The organism is Mesorhizobium sp. P3_A8 (genome assembly GCF_056402995.1).
Window position 1 is genome coordinate 83,827 of the sequence record NZ_JBFUGI010000018.1, and the last position, 26,930, is coordinate 110,756.

27 protein-coding genes are annotated in these 26,930 nt (G+C 60.0%); 17 read left to right on the plus strand and 10 right to left on the minus strand.

Translation table 11 applies throughout. From position 1 onward, the window contains the following. Positions 1 to 72 precede the first annotated feature (72 nt). The 8 genes from AC1DX4_RS31425 to AC1DX4_RS31460 all read right to left on the minus strand — a co-directional run bounded on the left by AC1DX4_RS31425 (position 73) and on the right by AC1DX4_RS31460 (position 7,856). Positions 73 to 1,215 (minus strand): hypothetical protein, encoded by a 1,143-nt coding sequence (locus AC1DX4_RS31425; RefSeq protein ID WP_477224016.1) that lies wholly within the window; start codon positions 1,213 to 1,215, stop codon positions 73 to 75. 168 nt (positions 1,216 to 1,383) lie between these two features. Next, the gene (locus AC1DX4_RS31430) at positions 1,384 to 2,397 is read right to left on the minus strand and encodes an acyltransferase family protein (RefSeq protein ID WP_477224017.1); all 1,014 of its coding nucleotides are present in this window, start codon (positions 2,395 to 2,397) and stop codon (positions 1,384 to 1,386) included. Positions 2,398 to 2,412: 15 nt separating this feature from the next. Then, complete coding sequence (locus AC1DX4_RS31435) at positions 2,413 to 3,081, minus strand: methyltransferase family protein (RefSeq protein ID WP_477224018.1); 669 nt, start codon at positions 3,079 to 3,081, stop codon at positions 2,413 to 2,415. A 291-nt stretch (positions 3,082 to 3,372) separates the two neighbouring features. Further along, positions 3,373 to 3,912, minus strand: a complete 540-nt coding sequence (locus tag AC1DX4_RS31440; protein WP_477224019.1) for a prepilin peptidase — start codon at positions 3,910 to 3,912, stop codon at positions 3,373 to 3,375. A 1-nt stretch (position 3,913) separates the two neighbouring features. Beyond that, positions 3,914 to 4,474, minus strand: a complete 561-nt coding sequence (locus tag AC1DX4_RS31445) for a tetratricopeptide repeat protein (RefSeq protein WP_477224020.1) — start codon at positions 4,472 to 4,474, stop codon at positions 3,914 to 3,916. Between the two features lie 53 nt (positions 4,475 to 4,527). After that, positions 4,528 to 5,478, minus strand: a complete 951-nt coding sequence (locus tag AC1DX4_RS31450) for a type II secretion system F family protein (protein WP_477224021.1) — start codon at positions 5,476 to 5,478, stop codon at positions 4,528 to 4,530. Positions 5,479 to 5,496: 18 nt separating this feature from the next. Continuing rightward, entirely contained in the window at positions 5,497 to 6,468 is a 972-nt protein-coding gene (locus AC1DX4_RS31455) for a type II secretion system F family protein (RefSeq protein ID WP_477224022.1), read from the minus strand. Next, complete coding sequence (locus AC1DX4_RS31460) at positions 6,468 to 7,856, minus strand: CpaF family protein (RefSeq protein WP_477224023.1); 1,389 nt, start codon at positions 7,854 to 7,856, stop codon at positions 6,468 to 6,470. Before AC1DX4_RS31460 ends, AC1DX4_RS31455 begins: the two co-directional genes overlap by 1 nt. 539 nt (positions 7,857 to 8,395) lie before the next feature. On the opposite strand from AC1DX4_RS31460, the gene AC1DX4_RS31465 reads away from it, so the two are divergent. The 11 genes from AC1DX4_RS31465 (at position 8,396) to AC1DX4_RS31515 (ending at position 16,742) form a co-directional block, all read left to right on the plus strand. Further along, positions 8,396 to 8,620: a Flp family type IVb pilin gene (locus AC1DX4_RS31465; RefSeq protein WP_224688881.1), complete on the plus strand. Its 225-nt coding sequence runs from the start codon at positions 8,396 to 8,398 to the stop codon at positions 8,618 to 8,620. A 15-nt stretch (positions 8,621 to 8,635) separates the two neighbouring features. Next, the gene (locus AC1DX4_RS31470; RefSeq protein ID WP_477224024.1) at positions 8,636 to 8,851 is read left to right on the plus strand and encodes a Flp family type IVb pilin; all 216 of its coding nucleotides are present in this window, start codon (positions 8,636 to 8,638) and stop codon (positions 8,849 to 8,851) included. Between the two features lie 94 nt (positions 8,852 to 8,945). Next, a complete protein-coding gene (cpaB, locus tag AC1DX4_RS31475) occupies positions 8,946 to 9,986 on the plus strand; it encodes a Flp pilus assembly protein CpaB (protein ID WP_477224025.1) in 1,041 nt (346 codons plus the stop codon). A 56-nt stretch (positions 9,987 to 10,042) separates the two neighbouring features. Then, on the plus strand, positions 10,043 to 11,488 hold the full coding sequence (locus AC1DX4_RS31480; protein ID WP_477224026.1) for a type II and III secretion system protein family protein: 1,446 nt from the start codon (positions 10,043 to 10,045) through the stop codon (positions 11,486 to 11,488). A 4-nt stretch (positions 11,489 to 11,492) separates the two neighbouring features. Continuing rightward, the gene (locus tag AC1DX4_RS31485) at positions 11,493 to 11,768 is read left to right on the plus strand and encodes a hypothetical protein (RefSeq protein WP_477224027.1); all 276 of its coding nucleotides are present in this window, start codon (positions 11,493 to 11,495) and stop codon (positions 11,766 to 11,768) included. Positions 11,769 to 11,838: 70 nt separating this feature from the next. Next, positions 11,839 to 13,308, plus strand: coding sequence for a TadE/TadG family type IV pilus assembly protein (locus tag AC1DX4_RS31490; RefSeq protein ID WP_477224028.1), 1,470 nt, complete (start codon positions 11,839 to 11,841; stop codon positions 13,306 to 13,308). Positions 13,309 to 13,312: 4 nt separating this feature from the next. Beyond that, on the plus strand, positions 13,313 to 13,810 hold the full coding sequence (locus AC1DX4_RS31495) for a TadE/TadG family type IV pilus assembly protein (RefSeq protein ID WP_477224029.1): 498 nt from the start codon (positions 13,313 to 13,315) through the stop codon (positions 13,808 to 13,810). Next, on the plus strand, positions 13,804 to 14,439 hold the full coding sequence (locus AC1DX4_RS31500) for a TadE/TadG family type IV pilus assembly protein (RefSeq protein WP_477224030.1): 636 nt from the start codon (positions 13,804 to 13,806) through the stop codon (positions 14,437 to 14,439). The genes AC1DX4_RS31495 and AC1DX4_RS31500 overlap by 7 nt, the downstream gene beginning before the upstream one ends. Next, positions 14,436 to 15,599: a CpaE/TadZ family protein gene (locus tag AC1DX4_RS31505; protein ID WP_477224031.1), complete on the plus strand. Its 1,164-nt coding sequence runs from the start codon at positions 14,436 to 14,438 to the stop codon at positions 15,597 to 15,599. Before AC1DX4_RS31500 ends, AC1DX4_RS31505 begins: the two co-directional genes overlap by 4 nt. Beyond that, positions 15,583 to 16,170 (plus strand): L,D-transpeptidase, encoded by a 588-nt coding sequence (locus AC1DX4_RS31510; RefSeq protein WP_477224032.1) that lies wholly within the window; start codon positions 15,583 to 15,585, stop codon positions 16,168 to 16,170. The genes AC1DX4_RS31505 and AC1DX4_RS31510 overlap by 17 nt, the downstream gene beginning before the upstream one ends. Then, a complete protein-coding gene (locus AC1DX4_RS31515) occupies positions 16,167 to 16,742 on the plus strand; it encodes a hypothetical protein (protein ID WP_477224033.1) in 576 nt (191 codons plus the stop codon). Before AC1DX4_RS31510 ends, AC1DX4_RS31515 begins: the two co-directional genes overlap by 4 nt. 104 nt (positions 16,743 to 16,846) lie before the next feature. On the opposite strand, the gene AC1DX4_RS31520 is transcribed toward AC1DX4_RS31515, so the two are convergent. Then, on the minus strand, positions 16,847 to 17,383 hold the full coding sequence (locus AC1DX4_RS31520; protein WP_477224034.1) for a hypothetical protein: 537 nt from the start codon (positions 17,381 to 17,383) through the stop codon (positions 16,847 to 16,849). Positions 17,384 to 17,839: 456 nt separating this feature from the next. Here AC1DX4_RS31520 and AC1DX4_RS31525 point away from each other — a divergent pair, with 456 nt between their 5' ends. Genes AC1DX4_RS31525 through AC1DX4_RS31540 form a run of 4 tightly spaced genes read left to right on the plus strand, consistent with a single transcriptional unit; the run spans position 17,840 to position 23,427 of the window. Beyond that, entirely contained in the window at positions 17,840 to 19,288 is a 1,449-nt protein-coding gene (locus AC1DX4_RS31525) for a TolC family protein (RefSeq protein WP_477224035.1), read from the plus strand. 40 nt (positions 19,289 to 19,328) lie between these two features. Next, positions 19,329 to 21,461, plus strand: coding sequence for a type I secretion system permease/ATPase (locus AC1DX4_RS31530; protein WP_477224036.1), 2,133 nt, complete (start codon positions 19,329 to 19,331; stop codon positions 21,459 to 21,461). A gap of 45 nt (positions 21,462 to 21,506) precedes the next feature. Then, positions 21,507 to 22,796, plus strand: coding sequence for an HlyD family type I secretion periplasmic adaptor subunit (locus tag AC1DX4_RS31535; RefSeq protein WP_477224037.1), 1,290 nt, complete (start codon positions 21,507 to 21,509; stop codon positions 22,794 to 22,796). Continuing rightward, positions 22,786 to 23,427, plus strand: coding sequence for a ribbon-helix-helix domain-containing protein (locus AC1DX4_RS31540; RefSeq protein WP_477224038.1), 642 nt, complete (start codon positions 22,786 to 22,788; stop codon positions 23,425 to 23,427). Before AC1DX4_RS31535 ends, AC1DX4_RS31540 begins: the two co-directional genes overlap by 11 nt. 133 nt (positions 23,428 to 23,560) lie before the next feature. On the opposite strand, the gene AC1DX4_RS31545 is transcribed toward AC1DX4_RS31540, so the two are convergent. Continuing rightward, the gene (locus AC1DX4_RS31545; RefSeq protein ID WP_477224039.1) at positions 23,561 to 24,283 is read right to left on the minus strand and encodes a transglutaminase-like cysteine peptidase; all 723 of its coding nucleotides are present in this window, start codon (positions 24,281 to 24,283) and stop codon (positions 23,561 to 23,563) included. Between the two features lie 43 nt (positions 24,284 to 24,326). Here AC1DX4_RS31545 and AC1DX4_RS31550 point away from each other — a divergent pair, with 43 nt between their 5' ends. Next, positions 24,327 to 24,605 carry a hypothetical protein gene (locus tag AC1DX4_RS31550; RefSeq protein WP_477224040.1) on the plus strand — a complete coding sequence of 93 codons (279 nt, stop codon included), beginning with the start codon at positions 24,327 to 24,329 and terminating at the stop codon, positions 24,603 to 24,605. 222 nt (positions 24,606 to 24,827) lie between these two features. Next, positions 24,828 to 26,930 (plus strand): Ig-like domain-containing protein (locus AC1DX4_RS31555; RefSeq protein WP_477224041.1); only part of this gene is annotated, 2,103 nt, incomplete at its 3' end.

Sequence of the window (26,930 nt, forward strand, 5' to 3'; positions counted from 1 at the left end):
GAATCGTGTCCGTGCCGGGAATGGGCCTTCCCGACAGCCGCGGATTGCCCGAAAGGCGTTCAGCCGATCGCTTCAGCGGAACAGATATTTCGAGACTTCCGGATTGCCGCGCCGCCACATCACATTGTCCAGGAAGTAATGGTGCACGTTGATGAAGATCCATGCGATGAAGAGGAAAAGCGACGAGCCGAGCACCGCCTTGTCGTAGGGAACCAGGTCGATCAGCATCATCGGCACCAGCCAGAAGCCGAGTGCGCCAAGAATTCCACCGACCACGATGAAGGCCAGCACCCGCAGCCTGTATCGCGGTCCAAGAATGGACAGGGCCTTCAATCCCGGCCTCTCGACGGCATCCGCACGATCGCGCTCGACATTGGTCTGGTAGCGCCAGACCACCGCCAGATACTGCAAGGAATGGAGCGCCGGCACCACGAGCAGCCAGAGTGGGTTCAGCGTCACGAACAGGATCCAGGCATAGAGGGACACGACGTAGGCGACGACCCCATTATAGGGCAGCGCCCCACCATGCTTGCGCCAGCGGTTGATGAACATCACGGCGGTGGCCGCCGAGGAGGCGGCGGCGATCGCCATGGCGATGGTGAGGAGCCATGGCGGGACCGCGAAGGTGTAGTACTGCAAACCCCAGAACTGCCGCTCGGTGATCACCACGTTCGTCTGCAGCCAGGCGAACAGCCACACGGCATAGCCGTTGAACAGCAACACCTTCTTGTCCTGATCGCTGAAGAACTTGCGCTTCAGCACGGCATCCACCATCAGCATGCCGTAGCCTTGCTTGACGTAGTGCCAGCCGACGAAAAAGCCCATGGCGTTGGTGGCGTTGCCCAGCAGGCGCGCATTCCCTGCCAGCGAGCCATAGGCAAAGAAGGCGGTCATGGCCAACGGCACGACAATGCCGGCGATGATGTAGCGGATCTGGAGATTGCGGCTGTAACCGTCGCCGCGCACCTTGCGCGCGAAATTGCGGTAAAAGATCTGGTACGAATGACCGAAGTGCGGCTGGTTTATGAGATGCGAGAGCAGGAACATCGTCAGCGTCACGGCGGCTTCGTACCGGAGCGGCAGGAAATACAGCACCGGCAGGATGACAAGCGCGCTTCCGCCAAGCATGAAAAAGTCGATGAACGGGCCAAACAGATATTTTTGCGGCGTGGCCGCGACGGAAGCCGGGGCATCTGCCGAAAGGTGAAGTGCCATGGTGCCTTCTCCCTGTGATCGTCTATTTAGCCATCGGCGCTCTGCTTGAACAAGGTCTTACGCAATTCCTGACGACCAAGCTCGGTGGGTGTCGGGTGCAGCGAGGTTTTCGCTATGCATCCGGCAACAGCCCGTATGATCGAGGTCGCCAGCATCGAAGCATATCCGTCAATCACGTAATGCCAAGCCAGTTGGCTGGCAGTCAGTCTTCAGATGGGGATCACGCCGGCGCAGGAATTTGCGCAGCGGCAACTCGAACCGAATGTACATCCGCCAAGCGAAAAGAACGGATGTGGCTGTGCCGATCACGATGATAAGGTCCGGAGGAATCGGAAAAGCGGTCCATACCATCAGAAGCAGCGTTATCGGCAGAGTATGGATTAGATAAAGCATATAGGAGGCATCACCGAGAACCGTCCAGACGCTCGGCTTCGCGTCGATCTGCATCGTGCCGAAGACGATCATCGCCGCCGGGACACCATAGACCAGCACGCGCTGGAAGCCGTTATCGCCGGCGAGAAACTCCATCGTTCCCCCTTGCGGCGCCATCCCAACGAATCCGACAGCTATCATCGCCGCGGCGCCGACCGGCAGGCACCACACCGCCGGTTTCCAGCTGGGCGCATAGGCGAGAACGACTCCGAAGCCGAACTCGATGATCAGCGGGTTGCCAAGAAACTGCAGCACCGGGCCCGCCGAGCGAAATATCATTGCGAGGCCGAAGATACCGACGAGTACCGACAGCAGTCGCCGGTCGATGAGAACGATGGTCGCGGCGGCGTAGAACAGCATTTCGAAGCACAGCGTCCAAGCCGCTGGCAATGCTGGCGCGGTCATTTGATCGGTGGCCGGCCACAGCAAGAGCGTCGCCACCGCGTCCCGCCAGCCAAAGCCGGTTTTGTAGGCGACGATCGCATAGGGGATGCTGATCAGCAGGTAGAGCGGAACAATGCGCCGGAACCGTCTCCACGCGAAAGATCGCCAAGTCAGACCTGGTGCCGTCTTGGCAATAATCACCCCTGATATGACAAAGAAGATGTCGACGCCTGCGAAGCCGACCACCTGAAAATCATGAGGCAACAGGCCATTGGATCCGGTGACCTTAACGGCAGTCTGGGCTGCGTGGACATATACGACCATCAGCGCGGCAACGAAGCGAAGTACTTGCAGGGACCAGATCAACAGGGCGAGTCCTGACTATTGGCCGCCAGAGTTTGGTATGGCGCCACCAAGGAACCGCGGCAAGAGCATGGGGACGCGCCGAGCGTAATCGTCGTACTCTGGGAAGGTTTGCCGAAGGATAGCCTCTTCATTTCTCGCGCGTCTATATTGCAAAAGAAATTGAAACGCACTCAGCGCCACCATCAGCAGTGAAAAATGCGAAAGGACCATCCCGAGAACGAATACCCCCTCACAGATGTAGAGCGGATGCCGGACGATCGAGTACGGGCCAGTGGTAACCAGGCGACGAGCTGTCGCCATGAGAGAGAAGGAACGGCCCAGCCAATAAAGACAGAAAATCGAACTGGCGGTACCGATGAGGACCAGGCAGAGGCCTATCACTTGCGCCGCCTCATTTTGCAATGCCGGCGTCAGGTTCAATGCGAGCAGGATCATAAATGTTCCAGCGATCGCGGTTACTCTCGGTTCAATTCCCTGCGCAGTTCCCTTCGGCGGAAGGCGGATGATGGTCATCACAAGCAGCAGCAACAGAAACACGGTTGACGCCAGTTGAGTGACGATTGCGAGCGAACTTGCTGAGGTATCCTGACGGAAATAGTGCAATATAGGTATCGCGCTGGACGTCGCCATAACCGTCATGACAAAGACGATGGCAATACGGCCAAAAAAGTCCTCATTCAACATTTTCACGCCCCCGTGCCTAAGCAGTCATTGAAACATCACTTCCGCGCCCCGACAATAAGATGGTTTGAAAAGAGTTAACGGCTATGCCGTCTCAACTTTTGATTAATCTATCCGGCCTATCGCGGCAAAATGCCCAAATCTTCGTGCTTCGTATCCTGGCGTCGATCTCAATTGTGATTTGCGATGATTGCACTCAGCCCTCACAGCACAACGTTTGCGGTTTTGATTTGCGTTGCCTATCAATGCGGCTGGATGGCCCGCATTTCGCATAGCAGAGCGCGCTGCCGCCGTTCAGCTAAGCTGATTCAGGATTCCTGAGCTGCCCGCCAACACCAAACTTTCGTAGATCACGAGCAGTAGCGTGCAGATCGCCGCGACCGAGATTGGCACGCCGAACGGCACAACGCCTTTGCGGTCGAGATGCTGAACGTAGACGCGGAAGGCACCTGCGGGCAGCAGGAATGGATTTTTCATGGCCGCTGCGGTGACGAGGGCGAAAACCAGTAGCAGCAGGGAAAACACGACGAGGTCGTTGCCGCCGGTCAGGAAAGGGATGACCGCCATCAGCTTGACGTCGCCGGCGCCGATCTTGCGCAAGAGCCAGAACGGGAACAACGCAAGAAACAGCACGAGGGCGGCAGCCGCGCTCAAGCCCATGTCCAACCAGGATCCGGATCGGAGCAGCAGCAGCAACAGCGATCCCGCCCCAAGGCAGAGCAGCAGCAGCACATCGCGATTGGCAATCTTCTGCGTCGTGAAGTCGAGCCACGCAACCCTTGCAAGCAGAGGGATGGCGAGGGCCTTCAGCAGGAGCGCTTCGACAAGCAGCATGCTAGCGCTCGATGTTCTGCACGCTTGAGGACAGCAGCTTCAGATTGTTGGCTACCGTCGGATCGTTGGGCGCCAGTTCGTAAGCCTTGAGGAAATTCGCGCGTGCATCCTGCAGCTTGCCGCGCAGCAGATAGGAATAGCCGACATTGTTGTAGTACTCAGGCGACGCGCCAACCAGCTTGAAAGCCCTGGCATAGGCCCGGTCGGAGAGGTCGAACCGGTGTATGCGGTCACAGGAAGCGGCCAACCCCATCCAGGCGCCGCCATCATTGGGCGCCAGCTGCGTCGCCTTGAAAAAGAGGGCGCCGGCGTTGCCGTAATTTTCCGCACGGAATTGGTTCTTGGCTTCGGCCACGGCCTGGTCCGAGGCGTAATATTCGACGTTGCCGACCGTCTTCAATCCATCGAAGGCATCGCCAAAAGACGTGACATCGCCTTTCGACGGCTCGTTGGTGCGGACGACACCATCTGTGGTGTCCGCGCCATTTGTCTGACAGCCAACAAGCGCCATCATCAGCAGGCTGGCTGCGGCTGCGACTGAGAGGCGCATTGGCCCTGTCATTTTATCTCCCAAGAGTCCTGCGACTCCACTTTAGAATCAAAGCATATACCGGTTCAGAAGAAAATGCCCTTCATGCGGATAATCACCGGTAACATGATCACCATCATCACCACCGGGAAGATGCACAGTCCCAATGGAATCATCATCTTGACAGGCAAGGAGTTGGCACGTTCTTCGGCATGAAGAATTCTCTGGCTGCGCATCTCTTCGCTGTAGACCCGCAAAGCGTCGGTCAGGCTGGTGCCGAGTTCTTCCGACTGCCGAAAAAGCACGGCCAAAGCCCGCGCCTCGTCAAGACCGATTCGGTCGGCGAGGTCACGCAGCGCCTCACGCAGCGGCTTACCGGCACGCAACTGCAGATTCATGATCGAAAGCTGGATGCCGAGCCATTTGTGGGTGCCGGCCAGTTCACTGCTGACGCGCTCCACCGCCGCCTCCAGGCTCATACCCGCGTCCGCGCAGGTGATCATCATGTCCATGAAATCGGGAAAGGCGCGGCGATAGACCTCTCTCTGCGCACTCTCGAAGCGATCGAGCAGGATGCTTGGAACCACGATGCATGCGAGCCCGAAAAGAGCGGAACCGGCAAAACCTATGAAACCGGGCATTTGAGGTGGGAGAATGCGCGACAAGAGCGCATAGGCAGCCAGAAAGCCGGCACAGGCAGCACCAAGCCGTGACAAGGTGTAAATGAGCGGCGCGCTGGTCTGATAGAAGCCGGCTCGAAACAGCTTCGCCTCAAGCGCATTTGGTTCGTCCCGTTCCTTCTCCATCGACCGGAAATAGGCGTCGACCGGCCGCTGCGCGGAAATCTTCGCAAGCAGTTCCTGTCCGGCGAGCGAACGACGATCGGCAAACCCCTCGGTCTTCAGGCTTTGCGCGACCAGCGTCCGCGTCTGCAGCGCCGGCAAGAAGACAAGCGCGCCGAACAGGAACAACGCAACCGCCGCGATGAAGACGGCAAGGGAGATCAGAGTGCCCAGATCCTGGATGATCGAAAACAAGTTTATGCTTCGCTCCCGTCAGAAATCAAAATTGACCATGCGGTACATGATAAAGTCGCCCAACAACGCCCACAGCCCGAAAATCGTGAATACCGGCAAGATCATCGGACTGTCCCAGACGGTGCCGTAGTAGGACGGGGCAAGCAGTTGAAGGATCAGGAACATAACAAGGGGAAACAGCGAAATGATCCACGCGGACACGCGGCCCTCGCCCGAAAGCGCCCGGATCTTCATCCTGAGTTTCTGCCTGTCGCGCAGCACCACGGAAAGATTGGACAGGATTCCTGTAAGATTGCCGCCTGTCTTGGACTGGATCGACAGCGACACCGACAGCAGATGAAGGCCTTCGAAGCCCACGCGCTGCGACAGCTTCCGCACTGCCTGCTCGATGCTCAGACCAAATGTGATTTCATCGGAAACGATGCCGAATTCGGTACCGAGTGGATCAGGCATTTCGCGCGCTACGAGCGCGACCGCCACCGAAGCCGGATGTCCGGCTCGCAGCGAACGGACGATCATGTCGAGCGCATCCGGAAGCTGTTTTGCAAACTTCTGAATGCGCTTGTTGCGGGCGCGGCGAAGAACGAGAAGCGGCAGCCCGAATGCGATCACCAGAAAAACGATGAGCGACACCAAGTTAGAGAAATGCAACAAGACCGACATCAGCAACGCAACCGCCAGTCCAGCGCAGAGAAACGTCGTGGCGAAAACCATTGGGTTTCCGGTGATGCCGGACTGGGTATAGAGCCTGTTCAGCCGGATCATGCTGAATAGAAAGTCGCCTGATTCCGTCAGTCCACGTTCGCGCAGCAATCCCTGCAGGGTCTGTTCCGCGGGCGCTTCGTCAGCCAGCCGCCTCAGCCGATGATTGATCACGCCAATCCGGGACCGGCGGCCGGCAAAGGAAAGATATAGAGCTTCCCCGGCGAGAATGACCGAAGCCGCCGCCAGCATATAGATAAAGTATAGCAGTGCCTGGCCGGTCGGCATCAGAGCGGAACCTGCGGATTGAAGGCATCCTTGGCAAAATGATGCCCGAGCGTCGCTGCCTCCGGAGCAAAACGCGGACGCACGCCGGTGGCGCGAAAATCCCCGATGACCTTGCCGTCCGCGGTCACCTCGCGACGCACGAAGTTGTAAATCTCCTGGAGCTGTACGACATTGCCTTCCATGCCAGTCAGTTCGGATATGGACGTCACGCGCCTGCCGCCGTCCGACAGGCGCTGGGTCTGCACGATGATGTCGATAGCCGAGGCGATCTGCGCCCGAATGGACTCGTGGGTCATCGGCATGCCCGCCATGCCGACCATCTGCTCCAGCCGCGAGATGGCATCGCGCGGCGTGTTGGCATGGATGGTGGTCATCGAGCCTTCATGTCCGGTGTTCATCGCCTGCAGCATGTCGAAGGCTTCCTCGCCGCGCACCTCGCCGACGATGATGCGATCGGGCCGCATGCGCAGCGCGTTCTTGAGCAGTTCTCGCTGGCGGACCTCGCCCCTGCCCTCGACATTTGGAGGACGGGTCTCCAGACGCCCGACATGCGGTTGCTGCAGTTGCAGTTCGGCCGCATCCTCGATGGTGATCAGGCGTTCCCTGGATGGGATGTAGCTCGATAGCGCGTTGAGCAAGGTCGTCTTGCCGCTGCCGGTGCCGCCGGAAACCAGGATGGATTTGCGTGCCTGTACGGCGATCCGCAACAGCTCAACCATCGGGGGCCGAATAGAATTGAGCACCACGAGACGTTCGAGCGAATAGGGATTCTTGGAAAATTTCCGGATCGAGACCAGCGGGCCGTCCACCGAGATGGGTCGCACCGCGATGTTGACGCGCGATCCGTCGTCCAGCCGGGCATCAACCATCGGCGACGATTCATCGACGCGCCTGCCGATGTTCGAGACGATCTTGTTGATGACCCGCAGCAGATGCGCCTCGTCGCGAAACCGGATTGCCGTCTCTTCGACGATGCCACGCCGCTCGATAAAGACGCGCTTGTGGGTGTTGATCATTATGTCGGTGATCGTATCGTCCTTGAGCAGCGGCTCGATCGGCCCGAGCCCCAGCATCTCGTCGGCTGTCTCGCTGGTCAGTTGGTCGAGTTCGCGCGCATTCAGCGGCACGTTTCGGTTTCGAACGAATTCGCGAACGATCGGAAGGATCTCGCTCAGGATCTCATCCTTGGAGGCACTTTCAAGAGCGGTCAGATTGAAACGATCGATGAGGTGGCGATGAAGCTCGACCTTGAGCGTCAGAAAACCATCGCCATGGGACTCGATGTCGGCGGCCGGCGAAAGTGCCGGCGCAATGGGCAGCACCACTAACGACTCGGGCTTAGCGGCCACCGGCTGCTCGCTCGCCCCCTTGATAAACCGCCCTAGCATAATCGCCTATGCTCCCCTTCGATGCATATTAGCGGAAACTAAACATTAACCAAGTGGGGCACAAGCGCCCGGACGCCTGCGCGTAGTCAATACTTTCAACATAGTTAAGGACCGTCGCCGAAAAATATCGTTTTTATTTCAGGCTCTGCGTCACTCAAATATCAGGATGCATTGAGCTGCGGGGCATTCCGCAACCCTGGCGTGCTCCGGCACCTAAGCCATCCCGAAATTTTCCTCTAACCCCTTAGATATAAAGGAATATGCTATATGGCTAAAGTAGGAGTTACTCAATTAGGTGAACGACATAATTGTGAACGAATGGTTAAGAGCGCTTGAAAAATTAGACGAATCAAGCTCTTGCTGGAATTTAACGTCGCGCTCAACTCGCGAGTTCATGTATTGGGAAGTTAAGGAACCGTTAATCGCGTTTGACTCGGCAATTTCTCGGGACCTAGGATCGAGATGACGGGGGATGCTGGGTATGGGGTACATCCTTGGCTCTGTCTCGTCGGGTTCAACCTCCAAAGGGAGAAATTGACATGAAGAAGCTCATGACGATGACCCGGCAGTTCCGCGACGATGAGAACGGCGCTGCTATGGTCGAATACTCTATCCTGATCGGCATCATTGCCGCGGCATCGATTGTTGCGGTCATTGCCATCGGCGGATGGGTCGGCAGTCAGTTCAGCGGCCTCTGCACGAAGCTGGCCGGCAAGGGTCTCGATGCTGCTGGCACCGGCACTGGCGCTTGCGTCCCAGGTTGACCAGGAGAGATAGCCATGAAGCGGCTTATCGATGTCGCCAGGCAGTTCAACTCCGATGAAAACGGCGCTGCCATGGTGGAGTACTCAATCTTGATAGGCATCATCGCAGCAGCATCGATCGTTGCGATTATTGCTATCGGCGGATGGGTCGGCAGTCAGTTCACCGGCCTTTGCGCAAATCTGAACACCAAGGGCATCAAGGCCGACGGCACTGCCGGCGGCACTTGCTAAGAACCTTCTGGGCCGGAATCGCTCGATTCCGGCCCAGAATTCTACGCTTAGAAGGGGCTGACATTCGCCCAGCGGGCGATGGTGGGGTGGAAGAATGCGTGCCAATACGCTTATCATGATCGTTCTCGCCGGCGTGTTCGGCGTCCTTGCGGTTGTGCTCGCCAATATCTGGCTGGCCAGCCAGCGCAATGCGATGGCGCGGACGGATGACGTCCCGCGCGATACGGTCGTCGTGGCGGCCGTACCATTGAAATTCGGCGACATGCTGACCGATGACAAGCTGCGCGAAGTGGCGTGGCCGGCGGGCGCGGTTCCGGCCGGCGCTTTCAAGACAACAAAAGAAGCGCTGGCTGGCGAAGGCACCAAGCAGGCGTTGCAGGCGATCGGCACCAATGAGCCTGTTCTCGCCACAAAGATCACCGGCCCTGGCCAGCGCGCAACGCTTTCAGCAGTGCTCGGCGAAGGCATGAAGGCCGTTTCCATCAGGGTCAATGACGTGCTCGGGGTCGCCGGCTTTGTTTTTCCCGGTGACCGGGTCGATGTCCTTTTGACGCGCACAGAACGCGGCGGTGATGGCGCGGACAAGAGTTTCGTCGACGTGCTTCTGCAGAGCATGAAGGTGCTCGCGGTCGACCAGGTGGCCGACGAGAGCAAGGACAGCCCGACAGTGGTGAAGTCGGTGACGCTGGAGGCCAGCACCAAGGATGCGCAGAAGCTGACGCTTGCGGCGGGCGCCGGCCAATTGTCGCTGGCGCTGCGCCAGGCCGCGGCCAGCAAGGGCGAAACGACCGAGCGCGTGACGCTCTCGGATTTGACCGGCGAAACGCCAGACGACGTTGCCAAAAGGCAGGCCGAGCTCGACAAGAAAGCAGCGGCTGAAGCTGCCGCAGCCGAGGAGCGTAAGCGTGCGGACGACAAGCTAGCCGGGCTCGCCCAGGCCGTGGAGCGGGTTGGAAGCCGCCTTGACGAGTTGGGCAAGGTCAAGCCCGTTCCAGCCGTGGCGTCTACGCCGGAAGTGCGGGAAGTCGTCAAGGAAGTGGTCAAATACGTGCAGCCCGAGCCGCCCAAGAACGTGACAGTGGGCGTGTTCCGGGGGGTGAAGCTCGATACATATGACGTGCCGCGACAACCATGATAAGATGCGGCTAATAAAGTGGGGCTGCCAGCGGTAGCAGCAGTGGGGAGACGGGGATGCAGGGGTTTTGCGTAAGGATAGCTGCGGCCGCGTTGTCATGCCTGGCGGCGGTAACGCTATCGAGCCTCGCGGCCGATGCAGCTGACCGCTTCATCGACGTGTCGAACCCCAGCGTCCATCGTGTTTTCCTGCCGATGTCGCAATCGGTAACCATCCAGGTGAGCGCCAACCTCGGCGATATCGTCGTCGGCGACGAGAAGATCGCCGATGCCCAGCCGATGACCGACCGTACGCTCTATGTCATCGGCAAGGGCGCCGGCACCACCACGGTCAATCTGTTTTCCCCGGACAAGCGCTCGCTCGGCGTCATCCAGATCGAGGTCGGCGTCGACGTCAGCGACATGGCGCAGGCGATCCGCCAGGTGGCGCCCAAGGCGCGTATCGAAATCGGTTCGATCAACGGCAAGGTCAGGCTTGGCGGCCATGTCAAGGACGGCGCGACGCTGGCGTCGATCCTGGAAGTGGCACAGCAGTATGGCCCCGACGCCATCATCAACTCCGTCACTGTCGACGACAGCCAGCAGGTCAATCTTGAAGTGCGCGTGTTGGAGGCGAAGCGTAACGCCGGCCGCGACCTTGGCGTGTCGATCAGGAGTACGAACGGCAGCGGCACGAACCGGCTTGGCACGGGCGGTGCTGCCGTCGACGAGGATAATGTGCTGGCCGGAACGGGCAATGTTATCGCCGGCCTGTTGTCGACCTCCAGCCCCTTTGCGGCACTGGTCACCCGCGTCATCGACAGCAACATCAAGGTTGACCTACTCATTGAGGCGCTCGAGGCCAAGGGCGTGGTGCGCACGCTGGCCGAGCCCAATCTCACCACACTTTCCGGTGAACCGGCCAGCTTCAACGCCGGCGGCGAAGTGCCCATCCGTGTCCTCGGCAATGATGGCCAGGTAACCATCACGTACAAGCAATTCGGCGTCAATCTGCTGTTCACACCGGTCGTACTCGACGACGGCAAGATCCATATGAAGCTGGCGCCGGAGGTCAGCGATCTCACCGGCTTCACCACCGCCGGCGACCCGATCTTCACCAATCGCAAGCTTGATACCGTCGTCGAACTGCGCGATGGCCAGAGCTTCGCGGTCGGAGGGCTGCTGTCCAGCAAGACCACAAAGCTGCAGAACCAGGTGCCGTGGCTCGGCCAGGTGCCGGTCATCGGCACGCTGTTTCGCAATTCGAGCAACCAGAAGGAAGAGACCGAACTGGTCGTCATCGTCACGCCGCATGTCGTGCGGCCGGTGAAGCCCGGCGAACAGTTGGCGACGCCGTTCGACAAGACGCGGCCGGCCAACGATCCGGAATTCTTCGTGCTTGGTCAGCTCGAGGTGAACAAGGACATGATCCGAAAATATGAGACGGGCGACGGCGTCACCGGCCCCTATGGCCACATGCTGGACTTCAAATCGAAGGACAAGATGCTCTATGTCAAGAAATAGCGCCTTGATCCTCATACTTTGCGCCGGTGCGCTTTCGGGCTGCGCTGCCGACTATCTGAACCATTACGACACGGTGACCTTGGCCGCCGGCGACACGCAGAAGTTCAATTCGCTTCTGCAGACGGTCGATCCGCTCAATCCGGCCTCCAGGAACACGCATATCGAAGGCGACGGCACGCGCGCCGCCGCCGTTGCCCAAAACTACAAATTTCCACCGCCACCTCCACCACCGCCGGCGATCACGGTCAATGTCGGCGGGTCGGGAGTGACGAAGCAGTGAGCTGAACGGAAGGATGCGGAGGCGCCGGGCATGCGAGGGGCCCTTGCGCAGGAAAGCAGAGAGTAAGGTCATGTTGGGGACCATTCGAGCCTTCTGGAACGATCAACGCGGCGTAGCGATGATCCTCGTGGCCATCATGATACCCGTGCTTATCGGCTTCTCGCTGCTGGCCATAGACATGAGCCGGGTCAACAGCCTGCAGAACGATCTCCAGAAGGGCATAGACGCGATGGCGCTTGCCGCCGCGGCGGAACTCGACGGCAATTCGGATGCGATCACCCGGGCCAACCGGGCCGTCACCAACCTTGTGGCCAACAGGACGGTGTTTTCGACATCAGGTGATCACCAAATCGCCTTGGCTGACGTAACGGTTACCTATCTGACCGGGATACCGGCGAGCGATGACATCACGTTGACTGCCGCGGGCGTCGACTCAAATGCCAAGAACTGGGCCAGCACCGATCCGAAGGCCGTCAAGTTTACCGAAGTGACTGTGAACGCATCGGGTGCGACGGACGGCGCGGGCGCCTTCGCGACGATTTTTCCAGCCAGCCTCATCGGCAGCACCGACAGGATGGACGTGCGGCCACAAGCGGTGGCGGGATTCACCAATGCGTTGTGTCAGTTCACGCCGATGTTCATTTGCAATCCATATGCCAGTATTGGCGCGTTGCAGACAGCGTTGTCTGGAACCACGAAGCCGATGATCTGGCTCAAAGAACAGCAAGGTGGCGCCAGCGCGCAGTACGGCCCGGGCAATTACGGCTTCCTGTCATCGCCGGAAGGGGACAAGAATACGGCAGCGATGACCGAAATGTTCGCCGTTACGAACCCGCCTGCTTGCTACGACCAGAGCGGGGTGACGACCCGCCCGGGCAACATTCCTCCCGTGGATGCCGGCATCAACACCCGTTTCGACATTTACAACAATGGCGGCCCGTACAAAACCGATCCGACAATCAATCCGCCGGCGCCGAATGTCCGAAAGGGAATGGTCGTTTCGAACGCAGGCAAGAATAACTGCAGCTACAGCGCACCCAACAGCGGCCAGGCCAAGAACTACATGGCGCTGCCCAGGGACAATTGCTTTACATCTGGGACCTGCACACAGGCGGGGGCACTCGGAGATGGCACATGGGATTTCTCCGGGTACTGGACCGTCAACCATGGCAATGCGAGCACTTCCGGGGTGGTAGCGGCCTGCGGCGCAAGCCCGAGCCGATACTGTGTCTACAAGTATGAAATCAACAATCCGACTTTGAAGAGCGGCCAGGAGGCAACGGCGCCGCAATGCAACACGACGACCCAAAGCGCCGATCGGCGGCTGCTCTACGTCGCGATCATCGACTGCGTGGCGAACGCGGTCCAAGGCGGTGGTCAGACCTTGCCAGTGCAAGCCTTTGGAAGTGTATTTATCACCGAGCCGGCGGGCGGCGCGCCCAACGCCGACATTTACGGCGAGATGCAGGACATCAGCACGGTGGTAGGCCAAGGCACATTGACGAAGCTGCAGCGCAACGAAGCGCAATTGTACCGGTAGCGCCATGTTCATCAAACTGAGACAGTTCCTCCAGCGGTTCCACCACGACGAACAAGGCTCTGCCTTGGTCGAGATAGCGATCGTCACGCCATTCGTGTTGCTGCTGTCGGCCGGCGTCTTCGAGTTCTCGAACATCTTCAACACGCGTCTGCTTCTCGAAGCTGGAGTCGAGGATGCCTCCCGCTACATGGCGCGCTGCAGCAGCGACTGGAATACTTGTTCAGTGTTGGCAACAAACCTGGCCGTGAATGGGGCCGTCCAGGGCGGTACCGCGAGGGTTACCGGGTGGACCACGGCTCAGGTCACCATCACGCCAGTATTATCGACCCCGGCGGTCGACACCGCGACCGGTACCCAGCTCTATCTCAGCAGCACCGCTAACGTCGTTGTCGTGCAGGTCAGCGCCGCATATCCGTATCCTACCCTGGGCCTCTGGTCTTATCTTGGCTTTGGTAACGTCAAGCTCACTGTGTTCCATCAGGAGCGTGTCTTGGGATGGTGATCTCGCACGGCACGTTCTGGAGAAACCAATCCGGCGCGACAATGGTAGAGGCGGCCATTGCAATGCCCATGCTGCTGACTTTGCTGCTTGGTTTCGTCGACTTTGGCTATGCCCTCTACCAATGGAATGCTGGCAACAAAGCGGTGCAGGCCGGCGCCAGGCTGGCGCAGATTTCCGCTCCGATCGCCAGCGGACTTCTGCTCGAGGCAAAAACCCCCAGCGACTCACTGGATGTGGGAAAGGCGGTACCAGCCAACACTTACAGCTATATCTGTACGGCCAGTGCCGCCGGAGTTGTGTCTTGCACCTGTGGAACAGGCGCCACATGCCAGAACCTCAATGTGAACCAGGCCGCTTTCGACTTCATCTTTAGCGGCAGCAGCAACCGGCCGGGAATGCTGACTTTCCTGCCAACCCTTCTGAAATCCGAGGTCCAGATTCAGTATCAGGCTTCGGGGCTCGGCTACTGGACGCGGCCCAATGGGCCGGTACCAACGGTCACCGTCAGCATTGTCAATCATCCCTTCCAGTTCTTCTTTCTGGCCGGTTTTCTCGGTCTCGGAACCATCACCATGCCCTCCATGCTGAGCACGGCTACGGGCGAAGACATGAAGAGCACCTTTCCATGAACGCCATCAACACCAAGGTTACACCGACCAAGCGAAAGCAGGTGGCGCTGTTCTCGTCGGATCCGAATTTCAAGCGCGATGTGGCGACCCGGCTCGATGCGCTGGCGATCTATGACGTCCGGGTCTCCGAGACGGACGATTTTCTCAAGGGGCCGCCGGCCGATACGCGCCCGGGCATCGTCATACTTGATCTCGGCAATGGCGAATTGCTCGGCAAATCAGGCATCGTCGAGGCGCGCGCTTTGTGGGCAACCGTGCCGCTAATCGCGGTTTCCGATGAGCTGACGTCCGAACAGACGCGCGTTCTGGTCCGCATGAACGCCTCGGACTGGCTGCACAAGCCGCTCGACGGCAAGGAACTGCTCAACGCGGTAACTTTCCATGATACCGGCAACCAGGGCACGAAAAGCCGCATCATCACCTTCATCAGCGCCAGCGGCGGTGCCGGTGCCACGACGCTGGCGCTGTCGGCAGCCGAGCACCTCGCCTCGAAATCGGCCGAGCGCGCGGCTTCGACCTGTCTGGTCGATCTCGATTTCCAGAGCGCCAATTGCGGCGCCTATATCAACCAGTTCAACCAGTTCGACCTGACGGGCATCATCGGCCAGCCGGAACGGCTCGATGTCGAACTGATGGATGTCATCAAGCTTTCGCGCCCGTCCGGTCTCACCCTCTATGCCTTCGAGAGGCCGCAACTGCCGTTCGAGCCGCAAGGCAGCGATTTCGTCTTCCGGCTTCTGGACCTCGTCGCCTACCGGTTCGACGACATTGTCATCGACCTGCCCAATATCGAAACGCCCTGGCACAATTCGGTGCTTTCGACCAGCGACGAGATCTTCATCGTTTTCGAACTCAATGTCGCATCGCTGCGTCAAGGCAAGCGGCTCTATAGTAAAATCCGTGAACTGCGCGGCAATGCGGTCAGCATCACGCTGGTCGCCAACAAGCACAAGCGCAAATGGTTCGGGAACCATTTTTCGCGCAGCGAACTCGAGAAGATCTTCAAGGCGCCGCACATCAAATCGGTCGCGCTGGACAACGCCCTTCTGACCGATGCCTTGAACCGGGCGATCCTGCCCTCCGAAGTGGATGGCCGGGCGCGCTTCAACAAGGATTTGAAGAAGATGTTCAAAGAGCGGCTTGATGACGCTGCCCGGTAGATATCGGATCGCCCCAGGGCTGGCCGGCGCTTGCGTGCTGGGCATGGCACTGGCGCTGTCCGCCCAGGACTTCGCCCAGGCGCGGTCGCTTTCGGACCGGCCGCCGCTGCCGGCAATGGGACCCAGCCTGCGCAAGGCCGTTGCCTTCGCAACCACCGAGCAGCCGGGCACGATCGTCATCCGCAAGAACGAGAAGGCGCTTTACCTGGTGACCCGCCAGGGCCAGGCGCTACGCTATCAGATCAGCGTTGGGCGTGACGGATTTGGCTGGACCGGGGTCGTGAAGGTCGGGGCCAAGACGGAATGGCCGCAGTGGCGCCCGCCCAGGGAAATGCGCGCCCGCCAGCCGGAACTGCCGGAGCTGGTGCCCTCGGGCCCTTACAACCCGCTCGGCGCCCGGGCGCTGTATCTGCTTCGGGACGGACGCGACACGCTCTATCGCATCCATGGCACCAACGATCCCAAGGGCGTGGGATTCGACGGCACGTCGGGTTGCTTTCGCCTGACAAACACGGATGTGATCGATCTTTTCAAGCGCGTGCCTGTGGGCACCAAGGTGGTTGTTCAATGACGACGATCAGTGACCCGGACGTACCGACCATCATCGCCGAGCAACTTGAACCGCAACTGCTCGACCGCGCCAGGAGCAGATCCCGGCTGGCCGTCGTGGTCGGCGTCGGATTGACGCTGTTTGCCGTGCTGAATGCCACGGCCGCCATCTACCTCTACCGGGGCATCAGCGACCTGCGCACCGTGGAGGGACGTCTCGAGGAACTCGGCACGTTCGAGCAGCGGATCGGTGCCCGGCTCGACACGGTCAACAACGGTTTTCAAAGCCGATTTGAAAAGCTCGACAGCCAGTTGCAGGGCAGTTTCAACGAAATCAACGGCAACATAGCCCGCCTGCAACAGAACCTTCCATTGGCCGGCGAAGCCGGCGTCTCGAGCGCGCCGGAACCCGTCGTCACGACGAGTACCGTGGCGGAAGCGTCTCCCGACACCGAAGTCGCGGCCGAACCCGCAATTGCCGATACGCCGCGGCCACCCAAGAGAAGGGTTGCCGCCGCACCTCCTGCTCCAAACCCCTCCTACCAGCGAACGCAAACGCCGGACGGCAAGGTCTATTATCGCAAGATCAATTGAGGCGTGTCGGGTTCGGGTGAAGCTGGCCGGCGCCGAGCCTCACAGCTTTCAAGGGACGGCGGTCAGGGATATTGGCGCGCTCTCAAAACGCCCAGTGCGCCAGACTACATATCCCGTCCCAAAGCCATGAGGCGCAAGGCCAGGGACTCTCCGCGCAGCCGCGTTTCGCGAAGGAACGTGACATGACAGTACGCGCAGGCCGCGAGACCCAGAACAAGCACCAGGCTGTTCTGCCAGGTAAAATCGATCTTCAGAGCGAACTGGAGGCCGTTGGACATCGGAATTGCCGCGAGCGTGCTCGCCGTCTCCGAATGACTGCTGGAAGCGATCATGAGCCCGGCGAATAGCAGGGCAACGTGGTTGGCCAGGAAGAAGGCGGTCGCCCGCTTCATGCGGCATGCGCTCCAACACACCATTGCCGCCGCAACCAGGATGACGGCATCCAGGGCCATTGAACCGCCGAGATCCAGGTTGATCTGTTGCCAAAACATCGCCGACAGGGGGCGAAGTTCAAGCCAGACCCTCCACATGGCAGGGCTGGCGGGATAGGCTCCGAGCAGCATGGTCGCTATTCGCTCGCACGCCAGAATCATCAGGATGAAAGCTGGAAAAGCGAAGAGTAATATCGGCCTGCGCTTCATTTTATCCTCGACAATCTGGCAGCAGCATAGATCGCAAGTATTGCGCGAGGCTTAACAAAAAAGCGCCACTGGGGCCGTGCTTGGGAGTTTATAAGGCAACCCGAGATTCAGCATCGGCCCTTGATGCAGCCGCGGCATGATCTTGGCCGGAGCGTCATTAAATTTCCACGGCAACCTTTCAGCTCAGACGGACTACATACGGTTCCGCCGGCCTTCAGCCGTTTGTGCGTTTGGACTTTTCCACATCAGGCGGCGTTTGGCCGAAGCCTCGGCGACCCCGATTTTGTGCCATTTTTGCTACATTTCCCAACCTTATGGCCGAAATCCCTAATTTAGATGCCTCTAAATTAATATTCACTCACATATTTCTTGAAATTGTTGGATAGTCCCCTGAGACGGGCTCAGGCTTGGTTCAGCGCTCGAAAAGGGCGTGGGGGAAACGTTGGGGCGGGTTAAATGAATACGACAAGCATCTCGACTATGGGCAAGCGCCTTGGTCTTTTGATGGCAGCTACGATGCTGACCTGCGCAAATGCGAGCGCACTTACACTCCAGGAAGCAATGGCGGTTGCCGTCGAATCCAATCCCGAGATCGGCCAGGCCATAGAAAATCGCGAAGCAATCGAGTTCGAGTTGCGGCAGGCCAAGGGGCTCTATCTCCCCAGCGTCGACCTGGAAGCGTCGGCAGGGGCTCGCCGCCTCGACAACTCGTCGCGACGTGCGCTCGACATAGAGCACGACGCGCTTTATCCGGCGGAAACCGATCTGACGATTTCACAGACCGTATATGACAGCGGCGCAAGGCGGGCCGAATTGAACCGCCAGGCCTCACGCGTCGACGGCGCATCATTTCGTGTCCTGGAGCGGTCAGAGTTCATCGGGCTCTCGGTCGTCCAGGACTACCTCGAATACATGCTTCAGGCTTCGATCGTGTCAGAGGCAAAGAAGAACCTGGGCTTTCATCAAGGGATTCTCCACGACATCCAGGAAGGCATTGCCGGCGGCGGGTTGAACGAGGCCGACCGGCAACAGGCCGAAGAGCGCCTGTTCGCGGCCAAGGCCCGCATGCAGGAAGCCTCGGAGGAGCTGGAGGCTTCAAGGATACGGTTCTTCAAGACCGTCGGGAAGCCGCTCACGAATGCATCGAGGCCGGGCGATGTTTCCGGCGCGCTGCCAAGGTCTCTGGACGATGCGATCGGCCTTGCGCGGGAGAGCAATCCGCGCGTCCATATGGCCAACAGCGATATCGCAGCGGCGGCCTCGCTGGTGGACGCGGCCCGCGCGAAATACGGCCCCTCGATCGTCGCCGAAGGCGTCGCTCGGGCTGGGTACGACATCGACGGCGACAATGGAGACACGTCCGACCTGCAAGCACGCCTGGTGCTGCGGTGGAACCTGTACCGGGGCGGCATCGACAAGGCCAACGAGCAGGAGCAGATCCGCCGCACCAGCGAGCAGCGGCTTGCCCAGCATCAGGTGCTGCGGGAAATCGAAGAAGCCGTTCGCACGTCATGGGATCGCCGCTTCCGGCAAGCCGACCTGGCAAAGACCCTGAAGCTGCAAGCCGCGTCCAGCGAGAAGCTGGTTGCGTCCTATCGCGAGCAATTCAAAGTCGGGCAGCGCTCGCTGCTCGATGTGCTGGATGCGCAGAATACGCGGTTCAACACGGCAACGCTGGCCGACACCGCATCCTACGCCTCTCTCTTTGCCCAGTATCGGCTTCTGGCAGCCACGGGGCAGTTGCTGAAAACGATGGACATCCGCCCGCCAAAGCAGGCCGCGGCTTACGCACGGACCGAGTTCGCGGCACCGGAAAACGCCGACACCGAAACCTATGCGCGGACGCCGTCGGAACAGAAGAACGACTTGCCGTTCGATATCCTGGCACCGGTCAGGAAAAAGTAGGCTGAGGTAAGGATCGATCGAAAGTCCCTATGGGCGGATCGTGAACCAGCAACCCAACATCCTCTCCCCGAAGGAGGCGTTCAAGGCCTGCTTCTCGGCCGTTGCCGGCTATCTCGGCAGGCCGAGCGCGCAAACGGTGCTGTTCGCCGGCGTGCCGCTGTCGGACACGCGCATCGACATCGACGCCATCCGGCATATTGCCGAACGCATCGGCCTTGAAATCACCGAGTTCAGCCATCGTGAGTTTCTTCGGGGGCGCATCGACCTCCCCGCTATCGTGTTTCGCGTCAGCCAATTGCCGGTTGCCCTGCTGGCCGAAACCGAGGACGGCGCATTCACCACCGCTCCCCAGGAAGACGGCCGCGTAACCATTACGAGATCCGAGCTGGCCACCAGCTACATCAGCGGCGGCGTTTCCTTCTCGATAACCTATGCCAACGCTGCCGAAGGGATGAACGTCGGTTCGGCGCCGAAGATCGAGCGGCGACATTGGCTGACGGGAACGATGGGTCCGTTCTGGCGTACCTATTCGAAGGTCATCCTGTCGGCATTGTTCATCAACCTCCTGGCCATCGCCTCGCCGATCTTCACCATGAACGTCTACGACAGGATCCTGCCGAACAAGGCAATATCGACGCTCTGGGTGCTGTCGATCGGCATCGGCGCGGTCATCCTGTTCGACCTGCTTTTGAAGACCGCCAGGGCGTCGCTCATCGACTATGCCGGGCGCAAGGCCGATCTGCGCATTTCCTATTTGCTGTTCGAGAAAGTGCTGAACTCGTCCCTGTCGGCACGGCCAGGCTCGACGGGCGAATACGCAAATCGGGTGACGCAGTATGAGTTCGTGCGCGAATTCTTCACGTCGAACACCATCAGCGTGTTCATCGACACGGCCTTCGTGTTCGTTTTTCTGGTGGTCATCTATGCGATAGGCGGCTGGCTGGTCATCATACCGGCGCTGGCCTTCGTCGCGTCCGTGATCGTTGGGCTGATCACGCAGCGGCGCATCGGGAAGCGTGTCGCGGCCTCGATGAACGAGGCCTCGCAACGGCAGGCCCTGCTGGTCGAATCCATCTCCACGCTGGAGACGATCAAGTCGCTGCGCGCCGAGGCGTATCTGTTGCGAAAATGGGCAGAGCATTCCAAGAACGCGTCCAACACGTCCGAGAAGATAAAGCAGCTTTCGGCGGCCGCCGGCAATACAACGCAGGCCATCCAGCAGCTGGTCACCGTTGCCCTGATCGTGGCCGGTGCCTATGCCTTCTCGGAAGGACATGTCTCCACCGGAGCCATCATCGGCACCGTCATGCTGGCGGGCCGGTCGGTGGCCCCGCTCGGCCAGATCGCCATTACTCTGTCCAGACTTCGCCAGGCCATGCTCTCCTTGCGCATGGTGAACTCGATCATGGCGCAGCCGGAGGATCGCCCGGATACGGTGGGTTTCGTCAACCGGCCCATTCGCAATGGTGCCATGGCGTTCAGGAATGTCGGCTTCGTCTATCCGGGCTCCGAGAATGAGGTCCTGACCGGTCTGAATTTCTCGGTGAAGCCCGGTGAGCGGATCGGTATCATCGGTCGCATAGGCTCGGGAAAGACAACCATGGGCCGGCTGATCGGCAGGCTCTTCCTGCCGACATCAGGCGAGTTGCTGCTGGACGGGATCGACATCCGCCAATACCACCCATCGGAGGTTCGCGCCGCGGTCGGCATCGTTGCGCAAGCCAATGATCTGTTTTCGGGCACCATCAAGGAAAACCTCCTGATGGCTTGTCCGGAGGCTACCGATGAGCAGATCGTCGCAGCGGCCAAAGCCGCCGGCGTCGACGATTTCGTCTCCCGTCACCCGCGTGGCTACGACATGAATGTCGGTGAGCGCGGCACCAATCTCTCGGGCGGCCAGCGGCAGACCATGGCGATTGCCCGTCTGCTGCTGACCAAACCGAAAATCGTTTTCCTGGACGAGCCGTCGGGCTCGATGGACCTGGCTTCGGAGCGCCAGCTGATCAAGCAGCTCAAAGTGGCTTTCGACCGGAGCACGACGCTGATCATTTCGACGCACCGCTTCAGCATGCTCGAGCTGGCCGACCGTCTTATCGTCATCGAGCAAGGCAGGATCGTTGCCGATGGACCAAAGGATCAAGTGATACAGGCGCTGCAGAAAACAAACGCCTGAAAAACAGACTTATTGAACGCATTCAATGCGTTGGGGTTGTAGGACATGCTTGCAAGGGAAGACCGGCCGCCGCTCTTCGCGTCGGCGTCCTTATTCATCATCGGGGCACTCTTTGTGTCTTCCGTCGCCTGGGCCTCCTATGCCGAGGTCGATGAAATCGCGCGCGGCGACGGCAAGATCATACCCGCATCGAAGACCCAGATTATCCAGGCCAGCGAGCCGGGCGTCGTTCAGGAAATTGCCGTGACGATCGGGCAGATCGTCAAGAAGAACGACCTCATCATCCGCCTCGACAATACGTTCAACACCTCAAGTCTTGGCGAGCAGCAAGCCAAGGCGCGGGCTCTGCAGACCCGCATCGCCCGGCTCACCTTCGAACAGGCCGGCAATCTCGAAGGCTCATTTCCGTGCCCGTCCGAAATCCAGAAGGTCGCCCCGGAGATCTGCGACAACGAGCAGAAGCTGCTCGTCGCGCGCCGCGACAACTTCCAGGTCAAGCTGTCGGTTCTCAAGTCGCGCCTCGACCAACGGGAGAAGGAACTGGACGAAGCGACCGCCAATGCCGACCGCCTCACACAGAATCTGGCCGTCAGCGACCAGGAGGCAAAGCTGATTGAATCGATGGTCAAGAAAGGCCTGATGGCGCGTACCGAGCAGCTCCGCGTCGAGCGCGAGATGACCGAGCTCAACGGTCAGCTGACGCTCGCTGGAGAAACCATCAAGAAAGCCAAGTCGGCCATCACGGAAGCCCGGCTTCAGGTCGATGAACTTGGCCTGCAGCTGCAACAGGAGGCCCTCGGCGATCTGACGCAGGCGCTGGCCGACCTCTCGGTGGTGGACGAGACGATACGCGGCGCCACCGACAAAGTGGCGCGCACCGACATCCGCTCGCCTGTCGACGGGATCGTAAACACGCTTGATATCAACACGGTCGGCGCGTTCGTGCAGCCCGGCGCGGTCGTGGCCGGCATCGTGCCGACTTCCGAGACCTTGCTGGTCGAAGCGCGGGTTTCACCACGGGATGTCGCCTTCATCCGGCCGGGCCAGGACGCGCTGATCAAGGTCACCGCCTATGATTTCTCGATCTTCGGCGGCATCGAGGGCAAGGTCTCCAACATCACCGCCGACAGCCTGGTCGACCAGAAGACGGGAGAACCCTACTACCAGGTGCGCGTCGCAACCGAGAGGTCGACGCTGACGCGGGACGGCAAGACCTATTCGATCATCCCCGGCATGATCTGTTCGGTCGACATCAAGACCGGCCGCAAAACCATCCTCACCTATCTGATGAAGCCGATCAACAAGGCACGTGAGGAGGCAATGAGTGAGCGATAGCGCCACCTCCCCTCCTGCCGGTCGCGAACGGCTGCTTCCGCCCATGGCGACGGAGGATTTCGGGCTGGAATTCCGGGTTGTGGCGCGTGGCGGCACACGACGCGGCATTCGTCTGGAGCGGGCGTTCTGGACCTCGCTGAAGCAGATGGCCGAAAGCCGCAAATGCACGATCGGCATGCTGATCGACGAGATCGCCGAGAGCCATGCCAACACAGGAAACCTGACGTCGGCAATCCGGGTGGCCTGCATGCGCGGATTGGCCGATGAAAACCAGACCTTGCGAAGGCTTGCGTCGATCAAGACGATCAACGCCATTCTGGTCGCCTGTCCGTCACCAGCTTTTGCACTCTCATCGTCGAAGAGGATCCTGACCTTCAACGCGCCGTTCCAGCAACTGGTCAGGCGCCAATTGCCGGTGGCGCCAAACGAAGATGCGCGCCACGACCTGAAGCTTGCTCTGGACCTCAATGTCGCTGACATATTCTCGCGGCTCGACGCCAATGGCGAAACACCGGTCGCCACCGGTTTCGTCATCGGCGCAGGCGACCGCCGCTACCGGGGGCAATTGAACGCAGTGCGAGCGCCGGTGATCGAGCCGGAGCTGCTGATGGCCTTCGTTTTCGGCGGCTAACGCATGTCGCCCAAAAGGCGAAGACGACATGCATAAAAACAGGACCTGAAGCGCCGGGCATGGATCCGTTTCGACGCAACGCGCTTCGGCACGGCCGGGGCCCGAACCGGCTGCGTCGCTTGTCTTGGGAACGCTATGGCTGCAAGCCCTCGCCGGGCGCGACCGTTGCAAGACCGCCTTTGATATCGGCAACTTGCGCCGCGCCGGGCCTGGTGCCGTGGATCCACGCGCGGTCGGTGCTGAACGAGTACAATGGTACGTAGTCGGGGAGATCGCTGTCGCGCGAGACCACGTTGCTCAGGCTGTCCAGGATGAACACACCGCTGCCGGTGCTGACAGACAGAACGGCATGAAAGAAGCCACGCTTGCGATCCTGCAGGACGACGAGCGACATGCTCTGCGCCGGAATACCGGCACGCAGCAGCGCCGCCATCTTGAGAATGGCGAAATCCTCGCAGTCACCCGCCCGATGCTCGAGAATTTCAGTGGGCTTGGCCCAATAGTCGAGCTTGCCGTAAACCACGCTGTCCTTCTTGTAGGCGATCGCGTGATTTATGCTTGAGTTGATGAAGGACAGCTTGTCGATAAACCGCTTGTCCTTGGCAGCATTGACGATCGCGACAAAGAGGCTGTTCTTGCCATCGCACGCACTGCCCGTGGAACAGTCGACGATTGCCCTGTAGACCGGCGCCCAACGTGCCGAAACCGGAAAATTATGCATGGACAGCGCGACCGATCCGAACACGCCGGGAATGATCGCCGCGGTCTGGATGGGATCGATCCCGGCATTGTTCTGCGTCGTCGAAGAATCGTTTTCCTGATCGACGGCGGCAGGACCATAGCTGGCGAGAACCATGCCGATCCTGTAGGCCGGGGCAGGCTGCCAGGGCTGCGGCCGCATGAGCGAAACGCCACCGAGGATGGAAGGCGTTTCGACCTTCGCCAGCAGCGCATCGGCAGGATCGACAAGCGCCGGGAAATTGCTCGCGGACGACGGCTGCGGCAGGCTCATGATGCCGACCAGCAGTAGCAGCGCTTTGAGCCCGATTGCCCCTTGGGCAGATTTTTCTTTTGTCATAACGCCCACCTTTGACTGTGGACGCTACCAATTCCGCCTCAAATTATTGGAAAGGAAGGTGGATAAGTTTCCTGTACTTGATAATCCCTATTTTGTGTAAAATTTTATACGAATTTATACTTCTGTTTACCAAGTGACCAGTGCCGACCCCTATCAGATAGATCGCATACCAGCCCATGTATATCCGGTTATATGGTTTGAGTTTACCACGCGTAAAAAATGCCGAAGCCAGCATACCAGAATATATGAAATGGATTGCATGATAGTTGCAAAGTAGAGGTGGCCACTGTCTCTTTCCGGGAAATGCCGAAGGGGTTTGGCCATGACAAACAGTAACGATTTGGACACCGTCTCTCATTCTTGGGACGAGCACTCTGAACACAGCGGACTGCCGTCGCAGGCGCAGATCCAGGTCGCGGAGGCAACCCCGGCACAAAAGGCCGCCCCGGCAGCCGCCGAACCGGTTCCTGTCGATGTCGGCAACGGCACGCCCGTCAAGCCGGAAGCACCCGCGGAGGCGAAGGCCCCGGCGGCAGCGGCACCACACGAATATGTGGCCGACGCCAGCAATGTGGTGAAGCTTCCCGCCAATGTCTCGATCGACAACATCAAAGTCGACGGCCACAACCTCGTGCTCGAACAGGCCGACGGTTCGGTGATCGTCATCAAGGACGGCGCACTGAACGTGCCGACCTTCCTCATCGGCGACGTCGAAGTGCCGCGCGTAGCCTTGATCGCGGCGTTGGAAGCAAGCCATGTCGATGTCGCCTTTGGCGCCGACGGATCGATATCTGCGGGCCCAGGCGGTTCAACCTCGAGTGCGGGCGGAGACTTCTCAGTTCCCCCCGGCGGCATTGGCGATGGGTTCGGCCTTTCGGCACTGTTGCCGCCGACGGATCTGGCGTTCGGCCAGCCGGAACATCGTGAACTGTTTCCGAGTCTCCTGCCCGACTCAACGCCGTCGATCATCGACTTGACACCTTCCGTCGATGGCGGCGACACCACGGTCAATGAAAAGGGCCTGCCGGCAAGCTCGGGGTCGGAAGGCTCCGGCGAGGCGCAGAATCCCGCCCCCAACAGCGACCAGTCCGAGATCAACACCGGCACCTTCACCATCGCCTCGCCCGACGGTGTCGGCTCGCTGACGATTGCCGGCCAGGTGATTTCGGGCGCTGCCCTTGCCGACAGCGCGTCGACGCCGATCAACATCACCACGCCGCTCGGCAACACGCTGACCATCAGCGGTTACGACGCCAGCACCGGCCAGGTGACCTACACCTACACGCTGCTGCACAGCGAGACACATCCAGCAGGCAGCGATCCCATTTTCGATAATATGACAGTGACCGTGACCGACCCAGACGGCGATGTCTCGGCTCCCGGTACGCTGTCGGTCCAGATTGTGGACGATGTGCCTGTTGCACATAACGACATCGGCACGCAGGCAACCGAGAACGCACCGGTGACGGTGAACGTGTTCGCCAACGACGTGCCAGGCGCGGACGGCGTCAACATCGCCGATCCGACCAAGGTCGCCTATGTGGCGAACTCGCTGACCGGCGGCGCCGGAACGGTCACCTACAACAATGACGGCACCTTCACCTACACGCCGGCTGCCGGCGAGGAAGGAACCGTGACGTTCCAGTACCAGATCGTCGACGGCGACGGCGACGCCTCGGTGGCGACGGTGACGATCAATCTGAAGCCGGATTCCATACCGACCATCGACGTAACGCCTCAGAACCCCGACGCGAACGGCCACAGCGCGGCGAACGAAGCCGGCCTTCCGCCGCATGACGGCTTGCCAGCAGGCTCCGGCGAAATTGCCGACAACGACGCCAACAACAACAGCGACACCAGCGAAACGACGACGGGCGCGCTCACGATCACCACGGGCAGCGACACGATCGGCCACCTCTATGTCACCGACAAGGACAACACCCAGATCGAGGTGACCAACGCGGCCGGCGGCATCCTGGTGCACGGCCAGTATGGCGACCTGACCATCACCGGCACGCCGGCGACTGGCTACACCTATTCCTACACGCTGCTCGACAGCACCACGGGTAACGGCACTCACGACGATTTCGCTGTCAAGGTGGTCGATTCCGACGGCGACCCAGCCTCCGCCACGCTCACCATCGATATCGTCAACGACGTCCCGACAGCCAAAGCCGATACGGACGCCGCACAGTCGGGCGAGACGGTGACCGGCAATGTCGAGACCGGGACCAGCACCCACGGCACCGGTGCGGCCGATACGGCCGGCGCCGACGGCATCGCCTCGATCGCCTGGACGGGCATCGCCGGCTCCACGGTGACGGGAACCTATGGCGTGCTGACGGTCGATGCCAATGGCGGCTACAGCTACCATGCCAACCCGAACGCCTCGGGCACCGACGTGTTCGCCTACACCATCAAGGAC

Excerpts from the sequence above, each read along its gene's own strand:
- AC1DX4_RS31425 (WP_477224016.1), bottom strand. The coding sequence starts at position 1,215 with ATGGCACTTCACCTTTCGGCAGATGCCCCGGCTTCCGTCGCGGCCACG.
- AC1DX4_RS31435 (WP_477224018.1), bottom strand. The coding sequence starts at position 3,081 with ATGTTGAATGAGGACTTTTTTGGCCGTATTGCCATCGTCTTTGTCATG.
- AC1DX4_RS31440 (WP_477224019.1), bottom strand. The coding sequence starts at position 3,912 with ATGCTGCTTGTCGAAGCGCTCCTGCTGAAGGCCCTCGCCATCCCTCTG.
- AC1DX4_RS31445 (WP_477224020.1), bottom strand. The coding sequence starts at position 4,474 with ATGACAGGGCCAATGCGCCTCTCAGTCGCAGCCGCAGCCAGCCTGCTG.
- AC1DX4_RS31455 (WP_477224022.1), bottom strand. The coding sequence starts at position 6,468 with ATGCCGACCGGCCAGGCACTGCTATACTTTATCTATATGCTGGCGGCG.
- AC1DX4_RS31460 (WP_477224023.1), bottom strand. The coding sequence starts at position 7,856 with ATGCTAGGGCGGTTTATCAAGGGGGCGAGCGAGCAGCCGGTGGCCGCT.
- AC1DX4_RS31465 (WP_224688881.1), top strand. The coding sequence starts at position 8,396 with ATGAAGAAGCTCATGACGATGACCCGGCAGTTCCGCGACGATGAGAAC.
- AC1DX4_RS31470 (WP_477224024.1), top strand. The coding sequence starts at position 8,636 with ATGAAGCGGCTTATCGATGTCGCCAGGCAGTTCAACTCCGATGAAAAC.
- cpaB (WP_477224025.1), top strand. The coding sequence starts at position 8,946 with ATGCGTGCCAATACGCTTATCATGATCGTTCTCGCCGGCGTGTTCGGC.
- AC1DX4_RS31480 (WP_477224026.1), top strand. The coding sequence starts at position 10,043 with ATGCAGGGGTTTTGCGTAAGGATAGCTGCGGCCGCGTTGTCATGCCTG.
- AC1DX4_RS31490 (WP_477224028.1), top strand. The coding sequence starts at position 11,839 with ATGTTGGGGACCATTCGAGCCTTCTGGAACGATCAACGCGGCGTAGCG.
- AC1DX4_RS31495 (WP_477224029.1), top strand. The coding sequence starts at position 13,313 with ATGTTCATCAAACTGAGACAGTTCCTCCAGCGGTTCCACCACGACGAA.
- AC1DX4_RS31500 (WP_477224030.1), top strand. The coding sequence starts at position 13,804 with ATGGTGATCTCGCACGGCACGTTCTGGAGAAACCAATCCGGCGCGACA.
- AC1DX4_RS31505 (WP_477224031.1), top strand. The coding sequence starts at position 14,436 with ATGAACGCCATCAACACCAAGGTTACACCGACCAAGCGAAAGCAGGTG.
- AC1DX4_RS31510 (WP_477224032.1), top strand. The coding sequence starts at position 15,583 with ATGACGCTGCCCGGTAGATATCGGATCGCCCCAGGGCTGGCCGGCGCT.
- AC1DX4_RS31515 (WP_477224033.1), top strand. The coding sequence starts at position 16,167 with ATGACGACGATCAGTGACCCGGACGTACCGACCATCATCGCCGAGCAA.
- AC1DX4_RS31520 (WP_477224034.1), bottom strand. The coding sequence starts at position 17,383 with ATGAAGCGCAGGCCGATATTACTCTTCGCTTTTCCAGCTTTCATCCTG.
- AC1DX4_RS31525 (WP_477224035.1), top strand. The coding sequence starts at position 17,840 with ATGAATACGACAAGCATCTCGACTATGGGCAAGCGCCTTGGTCTTTTG.
- AC1DX4_RS31535 (WP_477224037.1), top strand. The coding sequence starts at position 21,507 with ATGCTTGCAAGGGAAGACCGGCCGCCGCTCTTCGCGTCGGCGTCCTTA.
- AC1DX4_RS31545 (WP_477224039.1), bottom strand. The coding sequence starts at position 24,283 with ATGGTTCTCGCCAGCTATGGTCCTGCCGCCGTCGATCAGGAAAACGAT.
- AC1DX4_RS31550 (WP_477224040.1), top strand. The coding sequence starts at position 24,327 with ATGAGCGAAACGCCACCGAGGATGGAAGGCGTTTCGACCTTCGCCAGC.